Genomic DNA, 19,978 nt, shown 5'->3' on the forward strand with positions numbered 1-19,978 from the left:
TGTCGACACTATATCAGATAGGTTGGATGAGTGTCAGACAGGGTTACAACAACTTACTAATTAATGACACTCTATTTCAGAGTCGGTTCAGTCGTAATTGGCTCAACAACGATGAAAGCCTCATTTATCTGGTGTTCTCGCGCAATCATGGCCGCATTTTGCGTTTGGTCGTAGTCATGAAATGGACCTAAGCGCACACGATACACCTTACCCGCCTGACGAATGTCAGTAGGAAGTTCGAACTGTTTGCTAAAACTTTCGGCCGCTTTCTGTGCTTTTGTTTGATCTGAGGTTGCGACCAATTGAACAAAGTAGCGATTGAGTCGCGCACTTTGCCATTCATCGTCTTCCACAGGTTTGTCTACTCTCAGCAAAGTCACTTTGACCGGAGCAGTGCCTGAGGCCAGAACGCCCAACTTAGATGCTGCTGCGTAGCTTAAATCAATCACTCGACCTTCATGGAATGGACCGCGGTCATTGACCCGAACAATGGCTTTTTTACCATTGGCGGTATTTTCTACTTCGACATAGCTCGGCAGTGGCAAGGTTTTGTGGGCTGCCGACATGGAGAACATGTCGTAGATTTCACCATTCGAGGTTTTGTGACCATGGAATTTCTTACCATACCAAGAAGCAATGCCCGTTTCATAGGTAAAGCTCTCAGGGTTCTTGATGACTTCGTAGTTTTGGCCAAGAACCGTGTAATCCTTGTTGCCAGCGCGGCTGTAGGGTTCGTAACGAGGTTGTGCATCTTCGATATGTGCCAACGTTGGTGTTGCTTCCGGCGCTTTGTCTTGCGCAATACTGTAACGCTCGTCGTTTTGAGTTGCGCAGCCAGACAATACGATCGTAAAAAATACGAATAGTTTTTTCATTACAAAGCCTTTGAAAGCATTTTTCTGTGAGTGTGGATAGACATAAGAATCCCGAAGCCTGCCATCAATGTAACCATGGATGTGCCGCCATAACTGACCAGTGGCAGTGGTACACCAACAACCGGCAATATACCGCTAACCATACCAATGTTAACGAATACATAAACAAAGAAACTTAGCACAATACTGCCTGCCATCATGCGCCCGAATGCCGTTTGTGCTCGGCTTGCAAGCATTAAGCCGCGGCCGATCACGAATAGATACAGCATAAGCAGACAAGCCACCCCGACCATGCCCCATTCTTCCGCAATCACGGCAAAGATAAAGTCGGTATGGCGCTCTGGCAAGAACTCCAGTTGCGATTGCGTGCCTTGTAGCCAGCCCTTACCGGTAATACCGCCAGAACCAATGGCTATTTTGGATTGAATAATGTGGTAGCCCGCACCGAGTGGGTCTGACTCAGGATCGAACAATGTGCGTACGCGTGTGCGTTGGTATTCCCGCATGAGGAAGAACCACAACACAGGAATGAATGCAGCAACCAACGCGCCTGCACCAAAGATAATGCGCCAGCGGATCCCCGAAAGAAACAGTACGAAGATCCCCGATGCAGCAATCAGTATTGATGTGCCGAGATCCGGTTGTTTTGCGATGAGTATGGTGGGTACAAAAACCATCACCAAGCCGATAATCAGGTTTCTAAACCTCGGAGGTAGGGGCTCTTTGCCAATAAAACGCGCCACCATTAAAGGCACAGCCAGTTTGATCAGTTCAGAAGGCTGAAAAGTGAGAATACCTAAATCCAGCCAACGTTGCGCCCCTTTGGCTGTTTCGCCGAACAGCAATACGGCAACGAGCATAATGATGCCAGTGACGTAAAGATAGGGCGCCCAGAACTCGTAATGACGCGGTGATATTTGTGCCAGCACAAACATAACAGCGAGCGACAACAGCATACGGAAAACCTGACGTTCCATCATGGCTATGCTTTGTCCGCTGGCACTCCACATGACCAGTAAGCCAAACCCCATGAGAGCGACAATGCCTAGCAACAGCGGTGCATCCAGATGCAGGCGTTCAAATATGGTCTTTTTTTGACCCGTAGAGGCAAACATACTCATTGAACCTGCTCCTCGTTGTTTTTATCTTTACCGAGCAACATGTGATCAAAGATACGGCGAGCAATAGGCGCGCCATTGGTCGAACCACCACCTGCATTTTCTAGCACCATGGAAACAACCACTTGAGGATCATCAAACGGGGCAAAGCCGGTATATAAGGCGTGGTCTCGAAGGTGCTCGGCAATCTCATCCGCATTGTACTCTTCATCTTCTGCCAATCCGAAAACCTGTGCGGTTCCCGATTTACCCCCAGTGATATAAGCGGCATTCGCGAATGACCGACGTGCTGTGCCTTTTTTACCATGGTTAACGAGTCGCATGCCTTCCAGCGCTGCATCCCAGTATTTATCGTTAACATCCGCAATCGGTGGATAAGGCGCGATGGGTTCAATGACCTCTTTGCCTTCTGATTCCGTTTTGAGCAGAAGATGGGGCGGGTGAACAATGCCTCTATTCACTAACACAGTGGTCGCTTTAGCGATCTGCATTGGTGTGGCTGTCCAATAGCCTTGACCGATGCCGACAGGAATAGTGTCACCTTTATACCAAGGTTGCCTGTAGCGTGACATTTTCCATTCTCGGGTTGGCATGTTGGCCTTGCTTTCTTCATGAATGTCGATGCCGGTGTAGTCACCAAATCCGAATTTACTCATCCACTCGGAGAGCTTGTCGATCCCCATGTCATAGGCAATTTGATAGAAGAAAGTGTCCACGGACTCTTCAATCGACTGGACGATATTGACTCTGCCATGCCCCCATGCCAACCAGTCTCGGAAAGGACGAGAAGTGGAATTGGGCAAATGCCAATAGCCTGGGTCGTTTCGTGTGGTGTTGAGAGTGATCGTTTTTTCTTGAAGCGCCGCCACCGCAATAAACGGTTTTATTGTTGAGGCTGGTGGATAGATACCGAGCGTTGCACGGTTCACTAATGGTCGATTTTTGTCTTCAAGTAATCCTCGGTACTCTGGGCCCGATATGCCATGAACAAACAGGTTTGGGTCGTAGCTTGGCGATGAAACCATGGCTAAAACCGACGAGTCTTTTGGATCCAACACCACAACAGCGCCGCGGCGCTCACCAAGAATGCCGCGAATATAGAGCTGCAGATCAACATCAAGGTTGAGCACCAGATCTTTACCTGGCTCAGGCGGCACGTATTTCAATGTGCGGATAATACGGCCACGACTGTTTACTTCCACCTCTTGATAGCCAGCAGTACCATGCAAGACTTCTTCATAGAAGCGTTCAATGCCGAGCTTGCCGATGTCACGTGTGGCCTTGTAATTGGAGCTCATTTCTTCGCGGTCAAGACGCGCGAGGTCCTTGTCGTTGATTTTGGCGACATAGCCCAATACATGCGTTAGTGAATCGCCATAAGGGTAATAGCGCTTGAGGTAGCCTTTGATTTCGACGCCAGGAAATTTGTGCTGATTGGCTGAAAATATTGCAACTTCTTCTTCGGAGAGTTGATTTTTAAGTGCAATCGCATTGAAGCGGCGAGAGCGTTTTTTATCCTTTTCGAATGCGGTGATATCACGATCTGAAATGTCGATCAGTTGTTGCAAACTCGCAATGGTCTCAGGAATGTTTTTCACCTGCTCTGGGGTGATTTCGAGTGCGTAAACAGGGCGGTTTTCTGCCAGTAGTTTGCCGCTTCTATCGAAAATTAGCCCGCGATTAGGCGCAACCGGCACCACTTTGATTCGATTGTCGTTGGAGCGGGTGATGTAATCATCATGATCTTTTACCTGAATGGTATACAGGTTGAGCAAAAGCAGGCCGACTAAAATAACAATACCGCCGAAAGCCACGACAGCTCGGCGGATAAACAAAGAAGACTCGGCATGATGATCGCGTATTGGACTACGCTTGTATCTCATGAACTATTCCCGATGATAAGGGTGATTCGCGGTAATACTCCAAGCGCGATAGAGACTTTCCGCCATCACCACGCGTACCAGTGGGTGTGGAAGTGTCAACGGAGACAAAGACCAACTCTGCTCTGCCGCGGCTTTACACGCAGGTGAAAGCCCTTCTGGGCCGCCAATCAAGATAGAGACATCTCGTGCGTCTAACTTCCAGCTTTCCAGTTGTTCTGCCAATTGCTCTGTGTCCCAGCGCTTTCCTGGAATGTCTAACGTCACGATGCGGTTTCCTTTTGGAACAGCCGCCAACATTGCTTCGCCTTCTTTTTGCAAAATACGCGCAATATCGGCGTTTTTCCCGCGCTTACCCGCGGTAATTTCGACCAGTTCCAGCGGCATATCTTTAGGGAAGCGGCGACTGTATTCTTTGTAGCCTTCTTCGACCCATTTCGGCATCTTGGTGCCAACCGCAATCAGTTGTAATTTCATCGAATCAGTTCCACAGCTTTTCAAGCTCATATAACTGACGCTGCTCGTCTTGCATGATATGTAGCATGACGTCGCCAAGGTCTAGTACAACCCATTCGCCTTCATTTTGTCCTTCCATGCCCAATGAGCGAACGTTGGCAGCGAGTGCTTCATCAGCAACATGCTCAGCAATAGAAGAAACATGACGCTTGGAGTTACCAGTGCAAAGCACCATATAATCTGTGATGCTGCTTTTGTCTCTCACATCAAGAGTCACAATGTCTGCCGCTTTCATATCATCAGCTTTGTCGACAACGAAGTGTTGAAGTTGTTCAGGAAGCAATGTTTTCCCCTTAATATTGGGTGTTTGTCAGTGAGATCTTATCGAGAAAATTATAACACTGACAGTTGGGATTTAAATACGGTGGTTAACAGTGAATAGAGGCAAGGTGCACAGGGTGACCGCACATATCGAGACAAAATGCAGACAGTGCAGGCCATGGCTGGCTGTCAAAGTCGGTTTTAACCATCAATTCAATGTCAGCAAGGTTATTTACCAAGCTCATCAGTCGAGCAAGTGGCAGACGATGTAAGGCCGAGGTTAACGGTGCTCGGCGAGCTTGCCATACACGATAGTGGTCAAAAATCTTATTCAGTCCCATGCCAGACGCGCCGTATTCTTGCATCTTGCAAAGTTGTATCAGTTCTTTTTGGATCACGCGAAGCAAAATCGTGATCTCTACGCCTTCGGCTTCCAGTTGACGAACAATGCGCACAGCGCGTTTTGCCTTGCCATCAATTAAGGCGTCGGTGAGCTGAAACGGTGTGTAGTGATTGTTTCGCGATAGCGCATCTTGCAACCGAGGCAAGGTGAGAGCGCCATCGGGATAGAGCAACTGTAGCTTCATTAAGCTTTGTGACAAGGCGAGAAGATTTCCTTCGTGCCACTGCGCGAGTAATTGTACGGATTCATAGTCTGGCTTTAAGCCCAGCGCATGGCAGCGTGTTTCGACGAAGCGAGGCAGTTGGCGAGCATCAGGGGTATTACACGGCACATAAAGGCCGTTCTTTTGAAACAGCGTGAACCACTTTGCCGACTCTTGCTTTTTGTTAAGGCGTGGACCTTCTAGAATCAACACCAAGTCTTGATGCAATAACGGTTCAAGTTCTTTCAGCGCATTGGCTTGCGCGGTTGTTAATGCGTTTTCAGGTAACGTTAGGACAATAACCTGACGACTAGAAAACAGGCTCAGTGCCTGACAGGTGTCGTAAATATCTTGCCAGTTAAGTTGATTGTCGACCGTGTAGCGGTGCTTTTCATCAAAACCTTGGCGAGCTGCTTCTGCAATAATGCTTTGTTGGGCTTCTTGCTTAAGCAGTGGCTCGTTGCCGAACAGAAGGTAGGTCTGACACAAGCCTTGATGCAGGCGTTGTGTCAGTTGTTCTGGGTAGATCCTCATTCGACGTTTTCACTGTCTGTGGTGAAGCTGGACAAGGGTTTACCACGTGATTCCTCATCCTTGCCGTCAAAGCGTGTTTCGATCGTCAGATCAGCGTTGGTGCTATCAACGCCCTGATAAAGTTCGCGTAGTGCTTTTTCTTCGGCTTCTTCACGCTCATAAGCTTCGATGTGCGCATTCAAACGCGCCAGCTGTCGCATGATTTGCTTGGTCGCTTCGACTCGCATCTCTTGCGCAAGCATTTCCTCTTCCACTGACTTTGCTAATGCAGTGAGTGGGTTATCGAGGTATGTGCGGCTAAGCGACGTGGAAAAACTGTAGTTCCCTTTACCGGGTACAGTCACGGAATAGCTCACGGTGTAAGCAAATTGCTTTTCTGCAACACGGCTGTTTTGGTAAAGAGAAAGCGTACTTTCACCGTAGCTTTCGCCGTTCAAACTCAGGTTTGAGATGGTTTCAGCAGGCGGCACCAGATCGATGTCATAGAGACGAAGCTGTGATTTCATTTCACGGGTTAGTTTGCCGTATTGGTCAAAACTCGTGATAGAAAGCTTCTGGATTTCGTCAGGCAGATTGTAGCTGCCACGAAGTTGGAATCCGCAAGACGCGGTGGCCAAAGCGGCCACCACGACAAGCAGGGTTCGGAGAGAGCGAAAGATCGATGTCACCGAATTCTCCCTGTTTTTATTAGCAAAGATGCGAGCAAACGAGTTAGCAACAGTTAGTTTGCAACAATGTTAACCAGTTTGCCTGGTACGTAGATCACCTTACGAACGGTTTTTCCTTCGATGAATTTCACTACGTGCTCATCGTTTTGTGCCATGGCTTCAACGTCAGCTTTTGCTGCGTCAGCGGCAACGGTGATTTTAGCGCGAAGCTTACCGTTCACTTGAACGATGATAAGTTTCTCGTCTTCAATCATCGCATCGTTGTCGGCAACAGGCCATTGCGCGTGGTCGACATCGCTTTCACCCAGAGCAGTCCACAACTCATTGCTGATGTGCGGTGTGATTGGGTAAAGCATAGCAACGACGGCCTTCAATGCTTCGTCAAGGATTGCGCGATCCGTGTCAGTCTCTTGCGGTGCTTTCGCCAGACGGTTCATCAACTCCATCACAGCAGCAATGGCGGTGTTGAAAGTTTGACGACGGCCAATGTCATCGCTCACTTTGGCGATAGTCTTGTGCACTTCGCGGCGCAGTGTTTTCTGTTCTGCATTGAGTGCAGAGGCATCTAACGCAGATACAGCACCTTTTGACGTGTGCTCAAACACTAACTTCCAGATACGTTTCAGGAAGCGATTTGCCCCTTCAACACCAGATTCTTGCCATTCCAATGTCATGTCGGCAGGGGATGCGAACATCATGAACAAACGCACGGTGTCAGCACCGTACTTGTCCACCATTTCTTGCGGGTCGATACCGTTGTTTTTCGACTTAGACATTTTGGTCATGCCTGAGTGAACAAGATTGTTGCCTTCGGTATCAACGGCGCTAGTGATGCGACCTTTTTCATCACGCTCAACGGTCACTTCCGTTGGAGAAACCCACACTTTCGCGCCTTTCTCGTTGTTGTAGTAATACGCATCAGCCAACACCATGCCTTGGCAAAGGAGTTGTTTGAACGGTTCGTCACTTTCAACCATTCCTGCGTCACGCAGAAGCTTGTGGAAGAAGCGAGAGTACAACAGGTGCATGACGGCGTGTTCAATACCACCTACATACTGGTCAACAGGCAACCAGTAGTTCGCCGCATCTGAATCCAGCATTTGGTCAGCTTTTGGTGAACAGTAACGTGCGTAGTACCAAGAAGACTCCATGAAGGTGTCAAACGTATCGGTTTCACGCAGCGCGGGTTGACCGTTGAACGTCGTTTCTGCCCATGTTTTGTCGGCTTTGATAGGGCTAGTCACGCCATCCATTACCACGTCTTCTGGCAGAAGCACTGGCAGTTGGTCTGCAGGTACTGGGTGTACTTGGCCATCTTCAGTGGTCACCATTGGGATTGGAGAACCCCAGTAACGTTGACGAGAAACACCCCAGTCACGCAGGCGGAAGTTCACTGTTTTGTGTCCTTTGCCTTCTGACTCAAGTTTTGATGCTATCGCGTCAAACGCTTGCTCAAACGTCAAACCGTCGAATTCGCCAGAATTGAACAGAACACCTTTTTCGGTGTACGCAGCTTCTGAAATATCTAGCTCGCTGCCATCTTCTGGTTTGATAACACCGATGATTTCGATGCCATATTTTGTGGCAAATTCGTAGTCGCGCTGGTCGTGACCAGGAACCGCCATGACAGCGCCTGTGCCGTAATCCATCAGAACAAAGTTAGCCACATAGATTGGCACTTCACGGCCGTTAAGTGGGTGGATAGCCTTCAGGCCAGTATCCATGCCTTTTTTCTCCATGGTCGCAAGCTCAGCTTCAGCAACCTTGGTGTTACGGCATTCGTCGATAAACGCAGCTAGCGCTGGGTTTGTCTCTGCAGCTTGCGCAGCAAGAGGGTGGCCTGCTGCGATACCCACGTAGGTAACACCCATCAGAGTGTCAGGACGTGTGGTGTAGACTTCTAGGTCTGAATTGCCGGCAACCTTGAACGACAACTCTACGCCTTCAGAGCGACCAATCCAGTTACGTTGCATGGTTTTCACCATGTCAGGCCAGCCATCAAGCTTGTCTAGATCGTCCAGCAGTTCTTGTGCGTACGCGGTGATTTTGATGAACCACTGTGGAATTTCTTTTTGCTCTACTGGTGTGTCACAACGCCAGCAGCAGCCATCTTCTACTTGTTCGTTCGCCAATACGGTTTGGTCGTTAGGACACCAGTTTACAGAAGAAGTCTTCTTGTAAACCAAGCCTTGGTCGTACAGCTTGGTGAAGAACTCTTGTTCCCAACGGTAGTATTCAGGTGTACAAGTCGCGAATTCGCGGTCCCAATCATAGCCAAAGCCCAGCAGTTTTAGCTGGTTCTTCATGTACTCGATGTTTTCGTAAGTCCATGGTGCTGGCGCTGTCTTATTCTTCACTGCGGCGTTTTCCGCTGGCAGGCCGAACGCATCCCAGCCGATAGGCTGCATCACGTTTTTGCCTTGCAGGCGCTGATAGCGAGCAATTACATCACCGATCGTGTAGTTACGAACGTGACCCATGTGCAGGCGACCACTTGGGTATGGGAACATTGATAGGCAGTAGAACTTTTCTTTGCTAGGGTCTTCTTGAGCAACAAAAGTTTTGTTCTTGTCCCAATCGGCCTGAACCTTAGGCTCTATGTCCTGTGGACGGTATTGCTCTTGCATCGGGTTTTGTTCTTGCATCGATGACATCCGGGAAATATGTGAGATAGGTATAAAATGTACCAAAATAATCGACATAGAATAACTAAAGGTAGAAGGCGCAACAACAGTTGAATGCAGAGGTGACCTATGTCAGAGCAAAAAACGGAGTATAAGTTGCTAACTCAACGAATTAGCGACGCCTTAAAGAACAGCCCTGAGGAGCTTCAACGTTGGGTTGACCTGTCTGAGCGTTATTTTGAAGCTGCGTCAGACATGACCAAAGATGAACTCGCCCTAATTGAAGCGTATTTCAAACGTGATGTTCAGGCGTTCAGTGAGCGCTACAATCAACCCGAAACGGAAGTGGATGATGGTCAGTTGTTCCGCAGTCTCATCGCCAATTCAATATGGCAACAGTTAGCGGAGATTACAGACAAAACGCAACTGGAATGGCGTGAAGTGCTGCAAGATATTCAGCATCATGGTGTGTATTCTGCGGGTGAAGTGGTCGGTTTGGGTATTCTGATTTGCGAGAAGTGTGGCAATCAGACGGAGCATACCCATGTCGGTGTGCTGATCCCATGCATCAAATGTGGCAATAAGCAGTTCAGCCGGAAGCCTTTTCCCGCGTAGATGTGGGGAATAGCAGGACCAGAGAAGGGGCGGGGAAAGAAGGCCCTAGGAGGAGAGGGGCCTAGGACCCAGTACGCAGCTTGCGTCCTATTTTAGCGGTTCGACATTGAATTTTTGTCCTGCGAGTGCCGCTTCTACCATTAGCCCGCCTTTGGCTTGGGTGAAGATAGCTGTGCCGTTAATGTAATACGCCTTAGATTGTGCGTTCCCTGCGCTTGCTGACGTCCCCGTTGTTCCTACATGCGCAGCCGCTCCCTCGGTGAGTGCAGTCGCCGACGCTTGAGCGCCGAGTTCAAAACTGCCCGACATAAAGTTATCAAACGTTTCTTTGTCTTCAAAAAACAGTATTTCGCTAAATGCTTGCCCACCGAACGTCAAACCAATCGACACTTGAATAAGCTCGGCTTGTGCGACGGTATTATTGCCTTGAAAGACCAAGCCTTTGCCATAGGCACCGCCTATCCAGAATCCGCCTTTTCCAACAGATGGAAATACCGCGTAGCCGTAGGCTTTCTCGAAAAACGGTTTTACTTCATTAAACCGGTGGTAATTAGCGAGGGCGGCACGGGTATTGGCAAATAACTCTGGATCGGCTTCGGCTTCGGCCGAGACTGGCGTAATGAAAAGCGAAGAAGAAAGGATCACGGTCAGTGACAAAAATCTGGCTAAAGCGCGCATTTGAATCTCCCTGTGAATCAAAAAAACAAGGCCGAGGATAAACGCTCGGCCTTGATTAAGACATAAGAGGGCAGTGTATGTTCGCTCTTATTATTGAGACTTGTCGCCAGATGATGCGGTTTGACCGCGCGCTAACACAATCAGTGCAACCCCTGACATCAATATCCACACATAAAGCGGCCAATCACCAAAACGGGTATAGGGTGTTTGCCCTCGCGTTGTAGGAACATCGGCACGAAGTACGACGGTTTCAAATTGCGGGATTTGTGCGATCACGTCACCTTGATAACCAATAGCAGCAGTAAGACCTGTATTGGTTGAACGTAGTACGGGTTTACCGTTTTCCAGCGCGCGCATACGCGCAATTTCAAGGTGCTGATGCGGGCCGATAGAGGTGCCAAACCAGGTGTCGTTAGACAGCGTCAAAATGAAATCAGATTCGGGTGTCAGGCTTTGGCGAACTTGATCGCTAAAGGCGATTTCGTAGCAAATCGCAGGCGCAAGTTGATAGCCTTTTGCATCAATGTTCGGCTGCGTATAGTCGCCACGGCTAAACGATGACATGGGCAGGTTAAACAGCGGCGCTAGTGGACGCAAAATGTCAGCAAACGGCACAAACTCACCAAATACCAGCAAATGGTGCTTACTGTAGCTTTGCTGCGCCGGGTAATTGTATCCATCCATGCCGTTGTCACCGAGCGTGATCACGTTATTGTAGAACTGACCGTCTGCGTTTTGATCAAGCACGCCCGTGATGATGGCAGTGTCGTTGTTGATTGCTGCCGAGTCGAGACGGGCAAGAAAATCGGGCATGTCTCGCTCAAGAGCAGGTATGGCTGCCTCTGGCCAGATCACGATATCAGCTCCCCAGTTTTGTCGCGTCATGTCTTGATAGCTCAGTAGCGTTGGCCAACGCTGACTCGGAAGCCATTTCAATTCTTGAGGAACGTTACCTTGGACCATGGCAACATCAACGCTTTCGCCTGTTTCTTGTACCCACGGAGTTTGGCTGGATACTGCGGCAACAATGGCCACCACAAGTGCTGGCAATAGTGCCGAGACTTTACGAACGATGATGGTGTGCGCAATCGATGCTGAAATGATCAGCAGCGCGAGTGTAATGCCCTGTACGCCGAGCAAAGGGGCAAACGCCGAGAGTGGGCCATCAATTTGACTATAACCCGGCCACAGCCACGGGAAGCCTGTTAAGAACCATCCTCGGAACCAATCAATCACGAGCCAAAGTGATGGCGCAAACAGCAGATACGATAACGCGAGGGGCAGACGCGTTCGTCTAAGGATAAATGCGAACAGCGCAGGGAAGAGCGCTAGGTACATCACCAGTAAGCCGATAAGACAAAGCCCGACCGCTGTGGGTAAGCCACCGAATTTTTCGATAACCACGTATACCCAACCTACGCCTGTGCCAAATTGGCCCATACCCCAGCTAAAGCCGATTAACGCAGCACGTTTGGGGGATTGCTCATGAATGAGTAAGAGGAGGGCGACAAGCGAGACCAGCATAGCCGGCCAGAAGGCGTAAGGCGCGAACGCCAGAGTAGCAAGCGCACCAGAAAAAGCGGCCCCGAAGATCCGCATGAATACTTGGGGCCGCTTTAAAGTTTGAATATTTAGCATTTGACGATTAAGCCGTTTCCTCTGCAGTAGTATCGGGGATAGTAACCTGCAATTGGATAACGCGTCGACTGTCAGCTGCAGTGACTTTGAAATGGAAGTTTTCAATGTCCACTTCTTCACCACGTGTTGGCAGGTGACCAAAGCTGGTCATGACCAATCCACCAATGGTGTCGATATCGTCATCATTGAACTGAGAACCAAATTTCTCGTTGAAATCTTCCAGCGTGGTCAGCGCTTTCACCGCGAAGGTGTGCTTGCTGAGCTGGCGGATTTCCTGCTCTTCTTCGTCGTCGTATTCGTCTTCAATATCGCCAACGATTTCTTCAAGAATATCTTCGATAGTCACCACGCCTGAAACGCCGCCGAATTCATCGACAACGATCGCCATGTGATAGCGTTCTTCCTGAAACTCTTTCAGCAATCGGTCAACACGCTTGCTTTCCGGCACTACCACAGCAGGGCGGATCACTTTATCAATGTCGAACGGTTCGCTGTCGGCCATCAGGTAGCGTAGCAAGTCTTTTGCGAGCAGAATGCCTTCAACATGGTCTTTGTCATCGCTGATCACCGGGTAGCGTGAGTGCTGGGCGTCGTTGATAACCGTGATGATCTCTTCGAGAGGTTGTGAGCGTTCGATGGTTACCATCTGCGAACGCGGAATCATGATGTCTCGAATGCGCATTTCAGAAATCTGCATGACGCCTTCGAGCATATCCCGTGTATCGTGATCGATCAGATCGTTCTGTTCCGAATCACGGAATACATCTACCAGTTCCTGACGATCTTTAGGTTCGCCCTGAAAGATCTGTCCTAAACGTTCGAAGAAGGTCTTTCTACTCGGACCTTCAGAGCTTTGTGAGTTGTCTTCGTTCATTGTCTCAATATTTACAACGTTAATTTAGATAAAGTCTGCTGCGTAAGGGTTGTCGAACCCTAACGCATTCATAATAGAAATCTCGAGAGATTCCATTTCTTCTGCTTCTTCATCATCAATATGATCATAACCTAGCAGATGGAGACTGCCGTGTACAACCATGTGTGCCCAATGGGCAAAGAGGTCTTTATTCTGTTCTTTTGCTTCTTTTTCGACTACCTGACGACAGATAACTAAGTCGCCGAGTAGATCCAACTGTACACCAGGAGGTGCTTCAAACGGAAATGACAATACGTTTGTTGGCTTATCCTTACCGCGATAATCGCAGTTAAGGGTTTGACTTTCAAACTCATCCACCACGCGGATGGTCACTTCTGCTTGTTCGCAAAAAGATTTTACTGCCTGTTCAAACCAGTGTTGAAACTGCTCTTCACTCGGCAAATTTTCGGTGTTCTGTGTCGCGATTTGAAGATCGACAAAATACTGCATGTTACTGTTGGTTCTCTTCTGATTGCGCCACCGATAGTGCGGCTTCTCGCTCCTGACGGCGGCGATCTTCTGCGTGTTTACGTGCTTTGGCGTCTTCGGCTTCCCACGCTTCATAAGCAAGAACAATGCGTGCAACCACTGGGTGGCGAACAACATCGTCTGCTTGGAAGAAGTTGAAGCTAATTTCATTTACATCTGCTAACACTTCAATGGCATGACGAAGGCCTGATTTTGCGTTGCGTGGCAAATCTATTTGCGTCACATCACCGGTGATCACCGCGCGGCTGTTAAAACCAATACGGGTTAGGAACATTTTCATTTGCTCCACGGTGGTGTTCTGGCTTTCATCAAGGATGATGAAAGCATCATTAAGTGTGCGACCGCGCATGTAAGCCAGCGGTGCAACTTCAATCACGTTACGTTCAATCAGTTTTTCAACACGCTCGAAACCCAGCATTTCAAATAGGGCGTCGTAAAGTGGGCGAAGATATGGGTCCACTTTTTGGCTCAAATCACCGGGTAAGAAACCCAGTTTTTCGCCTGCTTCAACCGCCGGACGAGTGAGCAAAATACGGCGAATTTCCTGACGCTCTAACGCATCAACTGCCGCAGCAACCGCGAGGTACGTTTTACCTGTTCCCGCAGGGCCAACACCAAACGTAATATCATGCGTCACCATATTGGTGATGTACTGCGCTTGATTCGGTGTGCGTGGCTTGATCACGCCTTTTTTGGTCTTGATGTTGATTTCTTTTCCGTAAGGAATTGAAGACTCAACAGATTGCTCAAGTACGCCATTTTCTTTGATAGCGAGATGAACGTCCTCTGGCTCTAAATCGGGATAGCGATTTTTGACCGGGGCAGTCTCTACATATAGCGTTTTGAGAATCTCAATGGCCGCAGTGGCAGTGTGTGGTTTACCCACAACGGAGAAGTGGTGGCTGCGGTGGTTAATTTCAACACCTAGACGGCGTTCAAGTTGCTTGATATTGTCATCGAAAGGGCCGCATAGGCTGGCTAGGCGTGAGTTATCAGCTGGTTCCAGTGATACTTCTTCGGTAATTATCTTGTTCAATACTATCCTCGCAAACCTGTCCTCAAAAACATTACCGGTGCTTATCATACGCACCGGTAACCATTGATTATCTCCGCCAATGACGGCGCTTGGTAAAGGCGATATGCCTCCGTGCTACTACGGAGTATACACGCCTACGCCAAGATCATCTTCTTTGCGTGTTTTTGCGATCATTTCGGCAGGTGAAACCGCGATACGCAGGTTCATTTCCTTCTCGGTACGAACCAGTTCGCCTCGCAGCGAGTTGGCATGTACAGAAGTGATTTTGACGTCAACAAATTGGCCGATCAAATCCATCGAGCCTGCAAAGTTCACCACTCGGTTATTCTCTGTGCGGCCGCGTAGCTCCATGACGTTTTTACGCGATGGGCCTTCAACAAGAATACGTTGTTCTGTCTCTAGCATTTGGCGCGCAAAGATCATGGTCTGAGCGTTAATCTGTTGTTGAAGCTCTGCTAGGCGATCTTTCTTCACTTGTTCTGGGGTGTCATCCGGCATGTCTGCGGCTGGTGTACCCGGGCGTGGCGAATAGACAAAGCTGAAGCTCATGTCGAAATTGATGTCTCGGATCAGCTTCATTGTTGCTTGAAAATCGGCTTCAGTTTCACCCGGGAAGCCAACAATGAAATCAGAGCTCATTGCGATGTCAGGGCGCACTTCGCGTAACTTGCGGATTTTTGACTTGTATTCAATCGCCGTGTGCGGGCGTTTCATCATCGTCAAAATGCGGTCTGAACCACTTTGAACTGGCAGGTGCAGGTGGCTAACCAGTTCTGGCGTGTCGCGATACACTTCGATGATGTCATCAGTGAATTCAATCGGGTGGCTGGTGGTATAACGAATACGGTCAATACCATCAATCGCAGCAACGTAACGTAGTAGCTCTGCAAACGTACAAATGTCGCCGTCATGCATATCGCCACGGTAAGCGTTGACGTTTTGACCCAGCAGGTTAACTTCACGCACGCCTTGCTCTGCAAGCTGAGCGATTTCGTACAGCACATCATCCAGTGGGCGGCTGACTTCTTCACCGCGTGTGTATGGCACGACGCAGAATGTACAGTACTTGGAACAGCCTTCCATGATTGAAACGAATGCTGTGGCGCCTTCCGCACGCGGCTCTGGCAGGTTGTCAAACTTTTCAATCTCAGGGAAAGAGATGTCCATCACTGGACCGTGGTCTTCGCGAGATTGTTTGATCATCTGTGGCAGACGGTGCAGGGTTTGTGGGCCGAAAATTACGTCAACATAAGGAGCACGTTCACGAATGTGGTCGCCTTCTTGAGTTGCCACACAGCCGCCTACGCCAATCACCAGATCGGGCTTCTGATCTTTCAGGTTTTTCCAGCGCCCCAACTGGTGGAACACTTTTTCCTGAGCCTTTTCGCGAATAGAGCACGTGTTAAGAAGCAGTACATCGGCTTCTTCAGGCACTTCGGTCAGCTCGTAGCCGCCAGCCGCATTAAGTAGATCCGCCATTTTAGATGAATCGTATTCGTTCATCTGGCAGCCCCAGGTTTTGATCAAAAGTTTTTTAGCCATGTAACTTATTGCTCATAGTAATGTTTTACGTGTTTCGGCTGAAAGGTGATGTGTGGTAACGCTGTGTTATAACTGCAACCTCAGCCGAAAAGCATTGTCCAGTTGGTGGCCAAACCGTGAGTATTTCAACGAGGTTTGGGCATAGGGGGCGTATTGTACTGCTTTAGCTAAACTGTGACCAGATCACCTTCTCCCCAATTTTTTTGCAGGATTTACGGGGCGCAGAGGTTTGTAGCAGTCGCAATTGGTGCCGTGACGGGTAAAATGCCCCAAGGACTTAAAGAGATTGTGTTATGAAACAATTCGATATTATCGTCGTCGGTGGCGGTATGGTAGGGGCCGCGGCAGCGCTTGGCCTTGCCAGACAAGGAAAACGCGTCGCCATGGTTGAGCGGACTGCGCCACAGGCTTTTTCGCCACAGCAGCCGATGGACTTGCGTGTGTCGGCGATTTCCCCCGCCTCGGTATCACTGCTCTCGTCGCTCAAGGTGTGGGATTCGGTACTCAAGATGCGTCTGTGCCCGTATCGTCGCCTTGAAACGTGGGAGCATCCTGAATGTCGCATTCGCTTTGATGCGCAAAGCATGGATTTGTCTGAGCTGGGTTTTATCGTTGAAAACCGTGTGCTTCAATTGGCTCTTTGGCAAGCTTGCGAAGCACAAGCCAATCTTGATGTGCAGTGTCCCGCCAATATTGTTGCGATGCGACCAGACAGTGATGGGCATTGTGTCCAATTGGACAATGGCGAGGTGCTGCATGGACGCTGGTTAGTTGGCGCGGATGGCGCGAATTCCCGCGTTCGAGATTATGCCAAGATAGGCGTGACCGCGTGGGACTATCGCCAACATTGCATGTTGATCAACGTGAAAACTGAATTGCCTCAGCAAGATGTCACATGGCAATGGTTTACACCGGATGGGCCGCGCTCCTTCTTGCCACTATCAGGTCATCAAGGCTCGCTAGTATGGTATGACTCGCCCTCACGCATTAAACAACTTGGGGCCATGACGCCACACGCGTTGAAGCAAGAAATTCTGACCCATTTCCCTAAAGAGTTGGGTGACATTGAGGTGCTTCAACACGGGTCGTTTCCGCTCACTCGACGTCACGCACAATCTTACTCGCGCAATCATGTGGTGTTGGTTGGGGATGCGGCGCACACCATCAATCCTTTGGCCGGGCAGGGCGTGAACCTCGGCTTTAAAGATGTCGACGCCTTATTGGATGTGGTTGCGGATGCTGGGGGGGAGTGGCTGAATGGCAATGTGCTGACGGCTTATGAGCGCAAACGTAGGCCCGATAACCTCATCATGCAAACCGGAATGGATATCTTTTATGCCGGGTTTAGCAATGAAATTGGCCCATTGAAATTGTTACGCAACGTGGGATTAAAGTTGGCTGAGAGCAGTGGCCCGATAAAAACACAGGTATTGAAATATGCAATGGGGCTTTAATGCCCCATTTTTGTATTTGCGTATTTTTTAGTGTGCCAGGGAAAACTACGTACCGCAGAAGGTTCTGAGTACACGCTCGTTGGGGGTGGGCGCGGCTTGCAAATCCCGATTGTCGTCACTGACGGTATAGGGTGTTTTCAGCGCCTCACTCAAGCGATGAAAAAGGGTTAAGTCGTCACGCTCCATGGCATCTTCAATGGCTTGCTCTACTTGATGATTTCGCGCAATCAGTGTGGGGTTAGCAAGACGCATTTCTTCAATGGTTTCTTTTGAGTCATTTCTTACAGCGTGCCAATTTGCCAACCACTGCCTACCTTTTTCCCTGTTTGAAAATTTCGACAGCAGTGCTTCCTCTTCATCTTCGCCTTGAGCAATACGTGTCAGCGCGTCAAAGAAATGGGTAAAGTCCATGCTTTCGGTGGCGACCATTGGTAGCGCTTCATTGATGAAATCATCCGCTTCTGGCGTCGATGCCGTGACACCCAGTTTTTGTTTGAGCCCTTGCTCAAAGGCTTGCTGGAACGTGCTGATATAGCGCGTCAGTGGCGCTTGCGCCATCTCAACGGCGGTATCTGAATCACTGTCAAATAGCGGCAAGAATGTCTCAGCAAGGCGCTGCAAATTCCAATAACCGATGTTGGCCTGTTGATCCCAAGCATAACGACCTTCTCGGTCAATCGAACTGAACACTTTGTTCGCTTTGAATTCATCCATAAATGCGCATGGACCGAAGTCGATGGTCTCGCCAACCAACGACATATTGTCAGTATTCATTACGCCATGAATGAAGCCAACTAACATCCACTGTGCGACTAGCGTTGCCTGACGTACGCAGATGGCTTCATACAATGCAGCATATTTATCCTCGCGGTCGGCAACATGAGGGTAGTGATGCGCTATTAGGTGATCCGCTAATGCTTTTACACCGCTTTCGCCCAATTTTGCGTACGCATACTGAAAAGAACCGACACGGATGTGGCTGGTAGCTGTGCGGACTTGAATCGCGCCCGGCACCATTTGGTAATCGCGCATTACCTTATCGCCGGTTGAGATCATCGCTAATGTGCGCGTCGTAGGAATACCTAATCCTGCCATGGCTTCGCTGATGAGGTATTCGCGGATCACGGCACCTCGCGTGGCGCGGCCATCGCCACCACGAGAATAAGGCGTTCGACCAGAACCTTTTAGTTGTACATCAATGTAATGGGCATCTTGAGTTTGGAATTGACCCAACATATGTGCGCGGCCATCACCCAATTGCGGCGAGTAGTGACCAAACTGATGACCGGCATAGCCCATCGCAATAGGATGCTGTTCGGCATAGTCACAATTACCGGCAAGGAAGTTGATGCCATCAGCGCTTTCGAACCACGATGAGGCCAGGCCATATTGTGTCAGTAGTTCGTGATTCAATGCCAGCAGAGAAGGCTGCTCGACGCGCACAGGAGCGACGTCGCTGTATAGGTCATCAGGTAGCGTCAAATAAACCTGATGTTGAATAGGGTTGCTGAGACTGTCGTTTTTGTTCATGTTTTACTGCGTCCCTGTCGTCCAAACTGTTTGATACGCGATCAATGCATGATTTGGATAAGCCTACAGGGATTCAATGCCAATTCAACCACACAGATAAAAAGGGAACCTTGTGGGAGCGAAGAGAAGCAGAGAGTAAAGAAGTAAGAGCAAATATGGTGAGCAAAAGTCGGACGTCAGAAACAAAAAAAGCTCGCGAGAAGCGAGCTTTTAAAGATTGGCTGGGGTACCTGGATTCGAACCAGGGAATGGCGGCATCAAAAGCCGCTGCCTTACCGCTTGGCGATACCCCAATTGCTGTCACGCTAGAAAGCGTGATGCTTAAAGATGGTGCGGAAGGAGAGACTTGAACTCTCACACCTTGCGGCGCCAGAACCTAAATCTGGTGCGTCTACCAATTTCGCCACTTCCGCATTTTTGATCAGTTTTACCTTGTCTGATCGTCTTTATTCTGCCAAAAGCATCAGTAAAGAACAAGAGGATTGGTGCGGAAGGAGAGACTTGAACTCTCACACCTTACGGCGCCAGAACCTAAATCTGGTGCGTCTACCAATTTCGCCACTTCCGCAATCCTAGTCGTTTCAGTTTTTTAGTCTTGTCTGAAACCTTCTATTCAACGTTAAACGTTGAGAGAAACAAGATATATGGTGCGGAAGGAGAGACTTGAACTCTCACACCTTGCGGCGCCAGAACCTAAATCTGGTGCGTCTACCAATTTCGCCACTTCCGCAAATTTTTCAGACTAAAGCTAATGCTTTTGAACACGTGACAGTGTCAGTCTGTTTTGAAAGCCAAACGCCTTCGAATAAATGGTGGCTACGACGGGATTCGAACCTGTGACCCCATCATTATGAGTGATGTGCTCTAACCAACTGAGCTACGTAGCCATCCTGAAAAATGGCTGGGATACCTGGATTCGAACCAGGGAATGGCGGCATCAAAAGCCGCTGCCTTACCGCTTGGCGATATCCCAACAGTTATCACGCTCTAAGGCATGACCTT

At 49.2% G+C, this 19,978-nt stretch carries 17 protein-coding genes and 6 tRNA genes; 2 read left to right on the top strand and 21 right to left on the bottom strand.

Annotation, left to right across the window (positions count from 1 at the left end; all coding sequences use genetic code 11):
- Positions 1-71 precede the first annotated feature (71 nt).
- From AB8599_RS03610 to leuS, 8 genes are all read right to left on the bottom strand, one after another.
- Positions 72-875 carry a septal ring lytic transglycosylase RlpA family protein gene (locus tag AB8599_RS03610; RefSeq protein WP_407332442.1) on the bottom strand — a complete coding sequence of 268 codons (804 nt, stop codon included), beginning with the start codon at positions 873-875 and terminating at the stop codon, positions 72-74.
- Positions 875-1,996: a peptidoglycan glycosyltransferase MrdB gene (gene mrdB / locus AB8599_RS03615; protein WP_407332443.1), complete on the bottom strand. Its 1,122-nt coding sequence runs from the start codon at positions 1,994-1,996 to the stop codon at positions 875-877. Before mrdB ends, AB8599_RS03610 begins: the two co-directional genes overlap by 1 nt.
- Positions 1,993-3,876, bottom strand: coding sequence for a penicillin-binding protein 2 (gene mrdA, locus AB8599_RS03620; RefSeq protein ID WP_407332444.1), 1,884 nt, complete (start codon positions 3,874-3,876; stop codon positions 1,993-1,995). Before mrdA ends, mrdB begins: the two co-directional genes overlap by 4 nt.
- Positions 3,877-3,879: 3 nt before the next feature.
- Positions 3,880-4,350 (bottom strand): 23S rRNA (pseudouridine(1915)-N(3))-methyltransferase RlmH, encoded by a 471-nt coding sequence (gene rlmH / locus AB8599_RS03625; protein ID WP_407332445.1) that lies wholly within the window; start codon positions 4,348-4,350, stop codon positions 3,880-3,882.
- Positions 4,351-4,354: 4 nt separating this feature from the next.
- On the bottom strand, positions 4,355-4,672 hold the full coding sequence (rsfS, locus tag AB8599_RS03630; RefSeq protein WP_407332446.1) for a ribosome silencing factor: 318 nt from the start codon (positions 4,670-4,672) through the stop codon (positions 4,355-4,357).
- Positions 4,673-4,757: 85 nt separating this feature from the next.
- Positions 4,758-5,789, bottom strand: coding sequence for a DNA polymerase III subunit delta (gene holA, locus AB8599_RS03635; RefSeq protein WP_407332447.1), 1,032 nt, complete (start codon positions 5,787-5,789; stop codon positions 4,758-4,760).
- Positions 5,786-6,457 (bottom strand): LPS assembly lipoprotein LptE, encoded by a 672-nt coding sequence (gene lptE, locus AB8599_RS03640; protein ID WP_407332448.1) that lies wholly within the window; start codon positions 6,455-6,457, stop codon positions 5,786-5,788. The genes holA and lptE overlap by 4 nt, the downstream gene beginning before the upstream one ends.
- 53 nt (positions 6,458-6,510) lie before the next feature.
- Positions 6,511-9,084 carry a leucine--tRNA ligase gene (gene leuS, locus AB8599_RS03645; protein WP_407333166.1) on the bottom strand — a complete coding sequence of 858 codons (2,574 nt, stop codon included), beginning with the start codon at positions 9,082-9,084 and terminating at the stop codon, positions 6,511-6,513.
- A 126-nt stretch (positions 9,085-9,210) separates the two neighbouring features.
- Between leuS and AB8599_RS03650 the strand changes: the two genes are divergently transcribed.
- Complete coding sequence (locus AB8599_RS03650; protein ID WP_407332449.1) at positions 9,211-9,696, top strand: zinc ribbon-containing protein; 486 nt, start codon at positions 9,211-9,213, stop codon at positions 9,694-9,696.
- Positions 9,697-9,783: 87 nt separating this feature from the next.
- Here the strand turns inward: AB8599_RS03650 and AB8599_RS03655 are convergent, their stop codons facing one another.
- The 6 genes from AB8599_RS03655 to miaB form a co-directional block, all read right to left on the bottom strand.
- Entirely contained in the window at positions 9,784-10,374 is a 591-nt protein-coding gene (locus tag AB8599_RS03655) for a YSC84-related protein (RefSeq protein ID WP_407332450.1), read from the bottom strand.
- A gap of 90 nt (positions 10,375-10,464) precedes the next feature.
- The gene (lnt, locus tag AB8599_RS03660) at positions 10,465-12,012 is read right to left on the bottom strand and encodes an apolipoprotein N-acyltransferase (RefSeq protein ID WP_407332451.1); all 1,548 of its coding nucleotides are present in this window, start codon (positions 12,010-12,012) and stop codon (positions 10,465-10,467) included.
- 7 nt (positions 12,013-12,019) lie between these two features.
- Entirely contained in the window at positions 12,020-12,886 is an 867-nt protein-coding gene (gene corC, locus AB8599_RS03665; protein WP_407332452.1) for a CNNM family magnesium/cobalt transport protein CorC, read from the bottom strand.
- 24 nt (positions 12,887-12,910) lie between these two features.
- Positions 12,911-13,375, bottom strand: a complete 465-nt coding sequence (ybeY, locus tag AB8599_RS03670) for an rRNA maturation RNase YbeY (RefSeq protein WP_407332453.1) — start codon at positions 13,373-13,375, stop codon at positions 12,911-12,913.
- 1 nt (position 13,376) lies between these two features.
- Positions 13,377-14,498, bottom strand: a complete 1,122-nt coding sequence (locus AB8599_RS03675; RefSeq protein WP_407333167.1) for a PhoH family protein — start codon at positions 14,496-14,498, stop codon at positions 13,377-13,379.
- A 69-nt stretch (positions 14,499-14,567) separates the two neighbouring features.
- Positions 14,568-15,992: a tRNA (N6-isopentenyl adenosine(37)-C2)-methylthiotransferase MiaB gene (gene miaB / locus AB8599_RS03680; RefSeq protein ID WP_407332454.1), complete on the bottom strand. Its 1,425-nt coding sequence runs from the start codon at positions 15,990-15,992 to the stop codon at positions 14,568-14,570.
- A 293-nt stretch (positions 15,993-16,285) separates the two neighbouring features.
- Here miaB and AB8599_RS03685 point away from each other — a divergent pair, with 293 nt between their 5' ends.
- Positions 16,286-17,446: a 2-octaprenyl-3-methyl-6-methoxy-1,4-benzoquinol hydroxylase gene (locus AB8599_RS03685; protein ID WP_407332455.1), complete on the top strand. Its 1,161-nt coding sequence runs from the start codon at positions 16,286-16,288 to the stop codon at positions 17,444-17,446.
- Between the two features lie 45 nt (positions 17,447-17,491).
- Here the strand turns inward: AB8599_RS03685 and AB8599_RS03690 are convergent, their stop codons facing one another.
- The 7 genes from AB8599_RS03690 to AB8599_RS03720 all read right to left on the bottom strand — a co-directional run bounded on the left by AB8599_RS03690 (position 17,492) and on the right by AB8599_RS03720 (position 19,949).
- The gene (locus AB8599_RS03690) at positions 17,492-18,976 is read right to left on the bottom strand and encodes a protein adenylyltransferase SelO (protein WP_407332456.1); all 1,485 of its coding nucleotides are present in this window, start codon (positions 18,974-18,976) and stop codon (positions 17,492-17,494) included.
- 218 nt (positions 18,977-19,194) lie between these two features.
- Positions 19,195-19,269: transfer RNA gene (locus AB8599_RS03695), tRNA-Gln, on the bottom strand.
- A gap of 35 nt (positions 19,270-19,304) precedes the next feature.
- Positions 19,305-19,389: transfer RNA gene (locus AB8599_RS03700), tRNA-Leu, on the bottom strand.
- Between the two features lie 70 nt (positions 19,390-19,459).
- A tRNA-Leu gene (locus tag AB8599_RS03705) sits at positions 19,460-19,544 on the bottom strand.
- Between the two features lie 77 nt (positions 19,545-19,621).
- Positions 19,622-19,706 (bottom strand) — tRNA-Leu (locus AB8599_RS03710).
- Between the two features lie 80 nt (positions 19,707-19,786).
- Positions 19,787-19,863, bottom strand: a tRNA-Met gene (locus AB8599_RS03715).
- 11 nt (positions 19,864-19,874) lie between these two features.
- Positions 19,875-19,949: transfer RNA gene (locus tag AB8599_RS03720), tRNA-Gln, on the bottom strand.
- Between the last annotated feature and the right edge of the window lie 29 nt (positions 19,950-19,978).

The organism is Enterovibrio litoreus (assembly GCF_045679545.1).
Classification (GTDB): Bacteria; Pseudomonadota; Gammaproteobacteria; order Enterobacterales; family Vibrionaceae; genus Enterovibrio.

What these genes read in the sequence shown, in the direction of transcription:
- AB8599_RS03610 (WP_407332442.1), bottom strand. Translation starts at nt 875, where the DNA reads ATGAAAAAACTATTCGTATTTTTTACGATCGTATTGTCTGGCTGCGCA.
- mrdB (WP_407332443.1), bottom strand. Translation starts at nt 1,996, where the DNA reads ATGAGTATGTTTGCCTCTACGGGTCAAAAAAAGACCATATTTGAACGC.
- mrdA (WP_407332444.1), bottom strand. Translation starts at nt 3,876, where the DNA reads ATGAGATACAAGCGTAGTCCAATACGCGATCATCATGCCGAGTCTTCT.
- rlmH (WP_407332445.1), bottom strand. Translation starts at nt 4,350, where the DNA reads ATGAAATTACAACTGATTGCGGTTGGCACCAAGATGCCGAAATGGGTC.
- holA (WP_407332447.1), bottom strand. Translation starts at nt 5,789, where the DNA reads ATGAGGATCTACCCAGAACAACTGACACAACGCCTGCATCAAGGCTTG.
- leuS (WP_407333166.1), bottom strand. Translation starts at nt 9,084, where the DNA reads ATGCAAGAGCAATACCGTCCACAGGACATAGAGCCTAAGGTTCAGGCC.
- AB8599_RS03650 (WP_407332449.1), top strand. Translation starts at nt 9,211, where the DNA reads ATGTCAGAGCAAAAAACGGAGTATAAGTTGCTAACTCAACGAATTAGC.
- AB8599_RS03655 (WP_407332450.1), bottom strand. Translation starts at nt 10,374, where the DNA reads ATGCGCGCTTTAGCCAGATTTTTGTCACTGACCGTGATCCTTTCTTCT.
- lnt (WP_407332451.1), bottom strand. Translation starts at nt 12,012, where the DNA reads ATGCTAAATATTCAAACTTTAAAGCGGCCCCAAGTATTCATGCGGATC.
- corC (WP_407332452.1), bottom strand. Translation starts at nt 12,886, where the DNA reads ATGAACGAAGACAACTCACAAAGCTCTGAAGGTCCGAGTAGAAAGACC.
- ybeY (WP_407332453.1), bottom strand. Translation starts at nt 13,375, where the DNA reads ATGCAGTATTTTGTCGATCTTCAAATCGCGACACAGAACACCGAAAAT.
- AB8599_RS03675 (WP_407333167.1), bottom strand. Translation starts at nt 14,498, where the DNA reads ATGATAAGCACCGGTAATGTTTTTGAGGACAGGTTTGCGAGGATAGTA.
- miaB (WP_407332454.1), bottom strand. Translation starts at nt 15,992, where the DNA reads ATGGCTAAAAAACTTTTGATCAAAACCTGGGGCTGCCAGATGAACGAA.
- AB8599_RS03685 (WP_407332455.1), top strand. Translation starts at nt 16,286, where the DNA reads ATGAAACAATTCGATATTATCGTCGTCGGTGGCGGTATGGTAGGGGCC.
- AB8599_RS03690 (WP_407332456.1), bottom strand. Translation starts at nt 18,976, where the DNA reads ATGAACAAAAACGACAGTCTCAGCAACCCTATTCAACATCAGGTTTAT.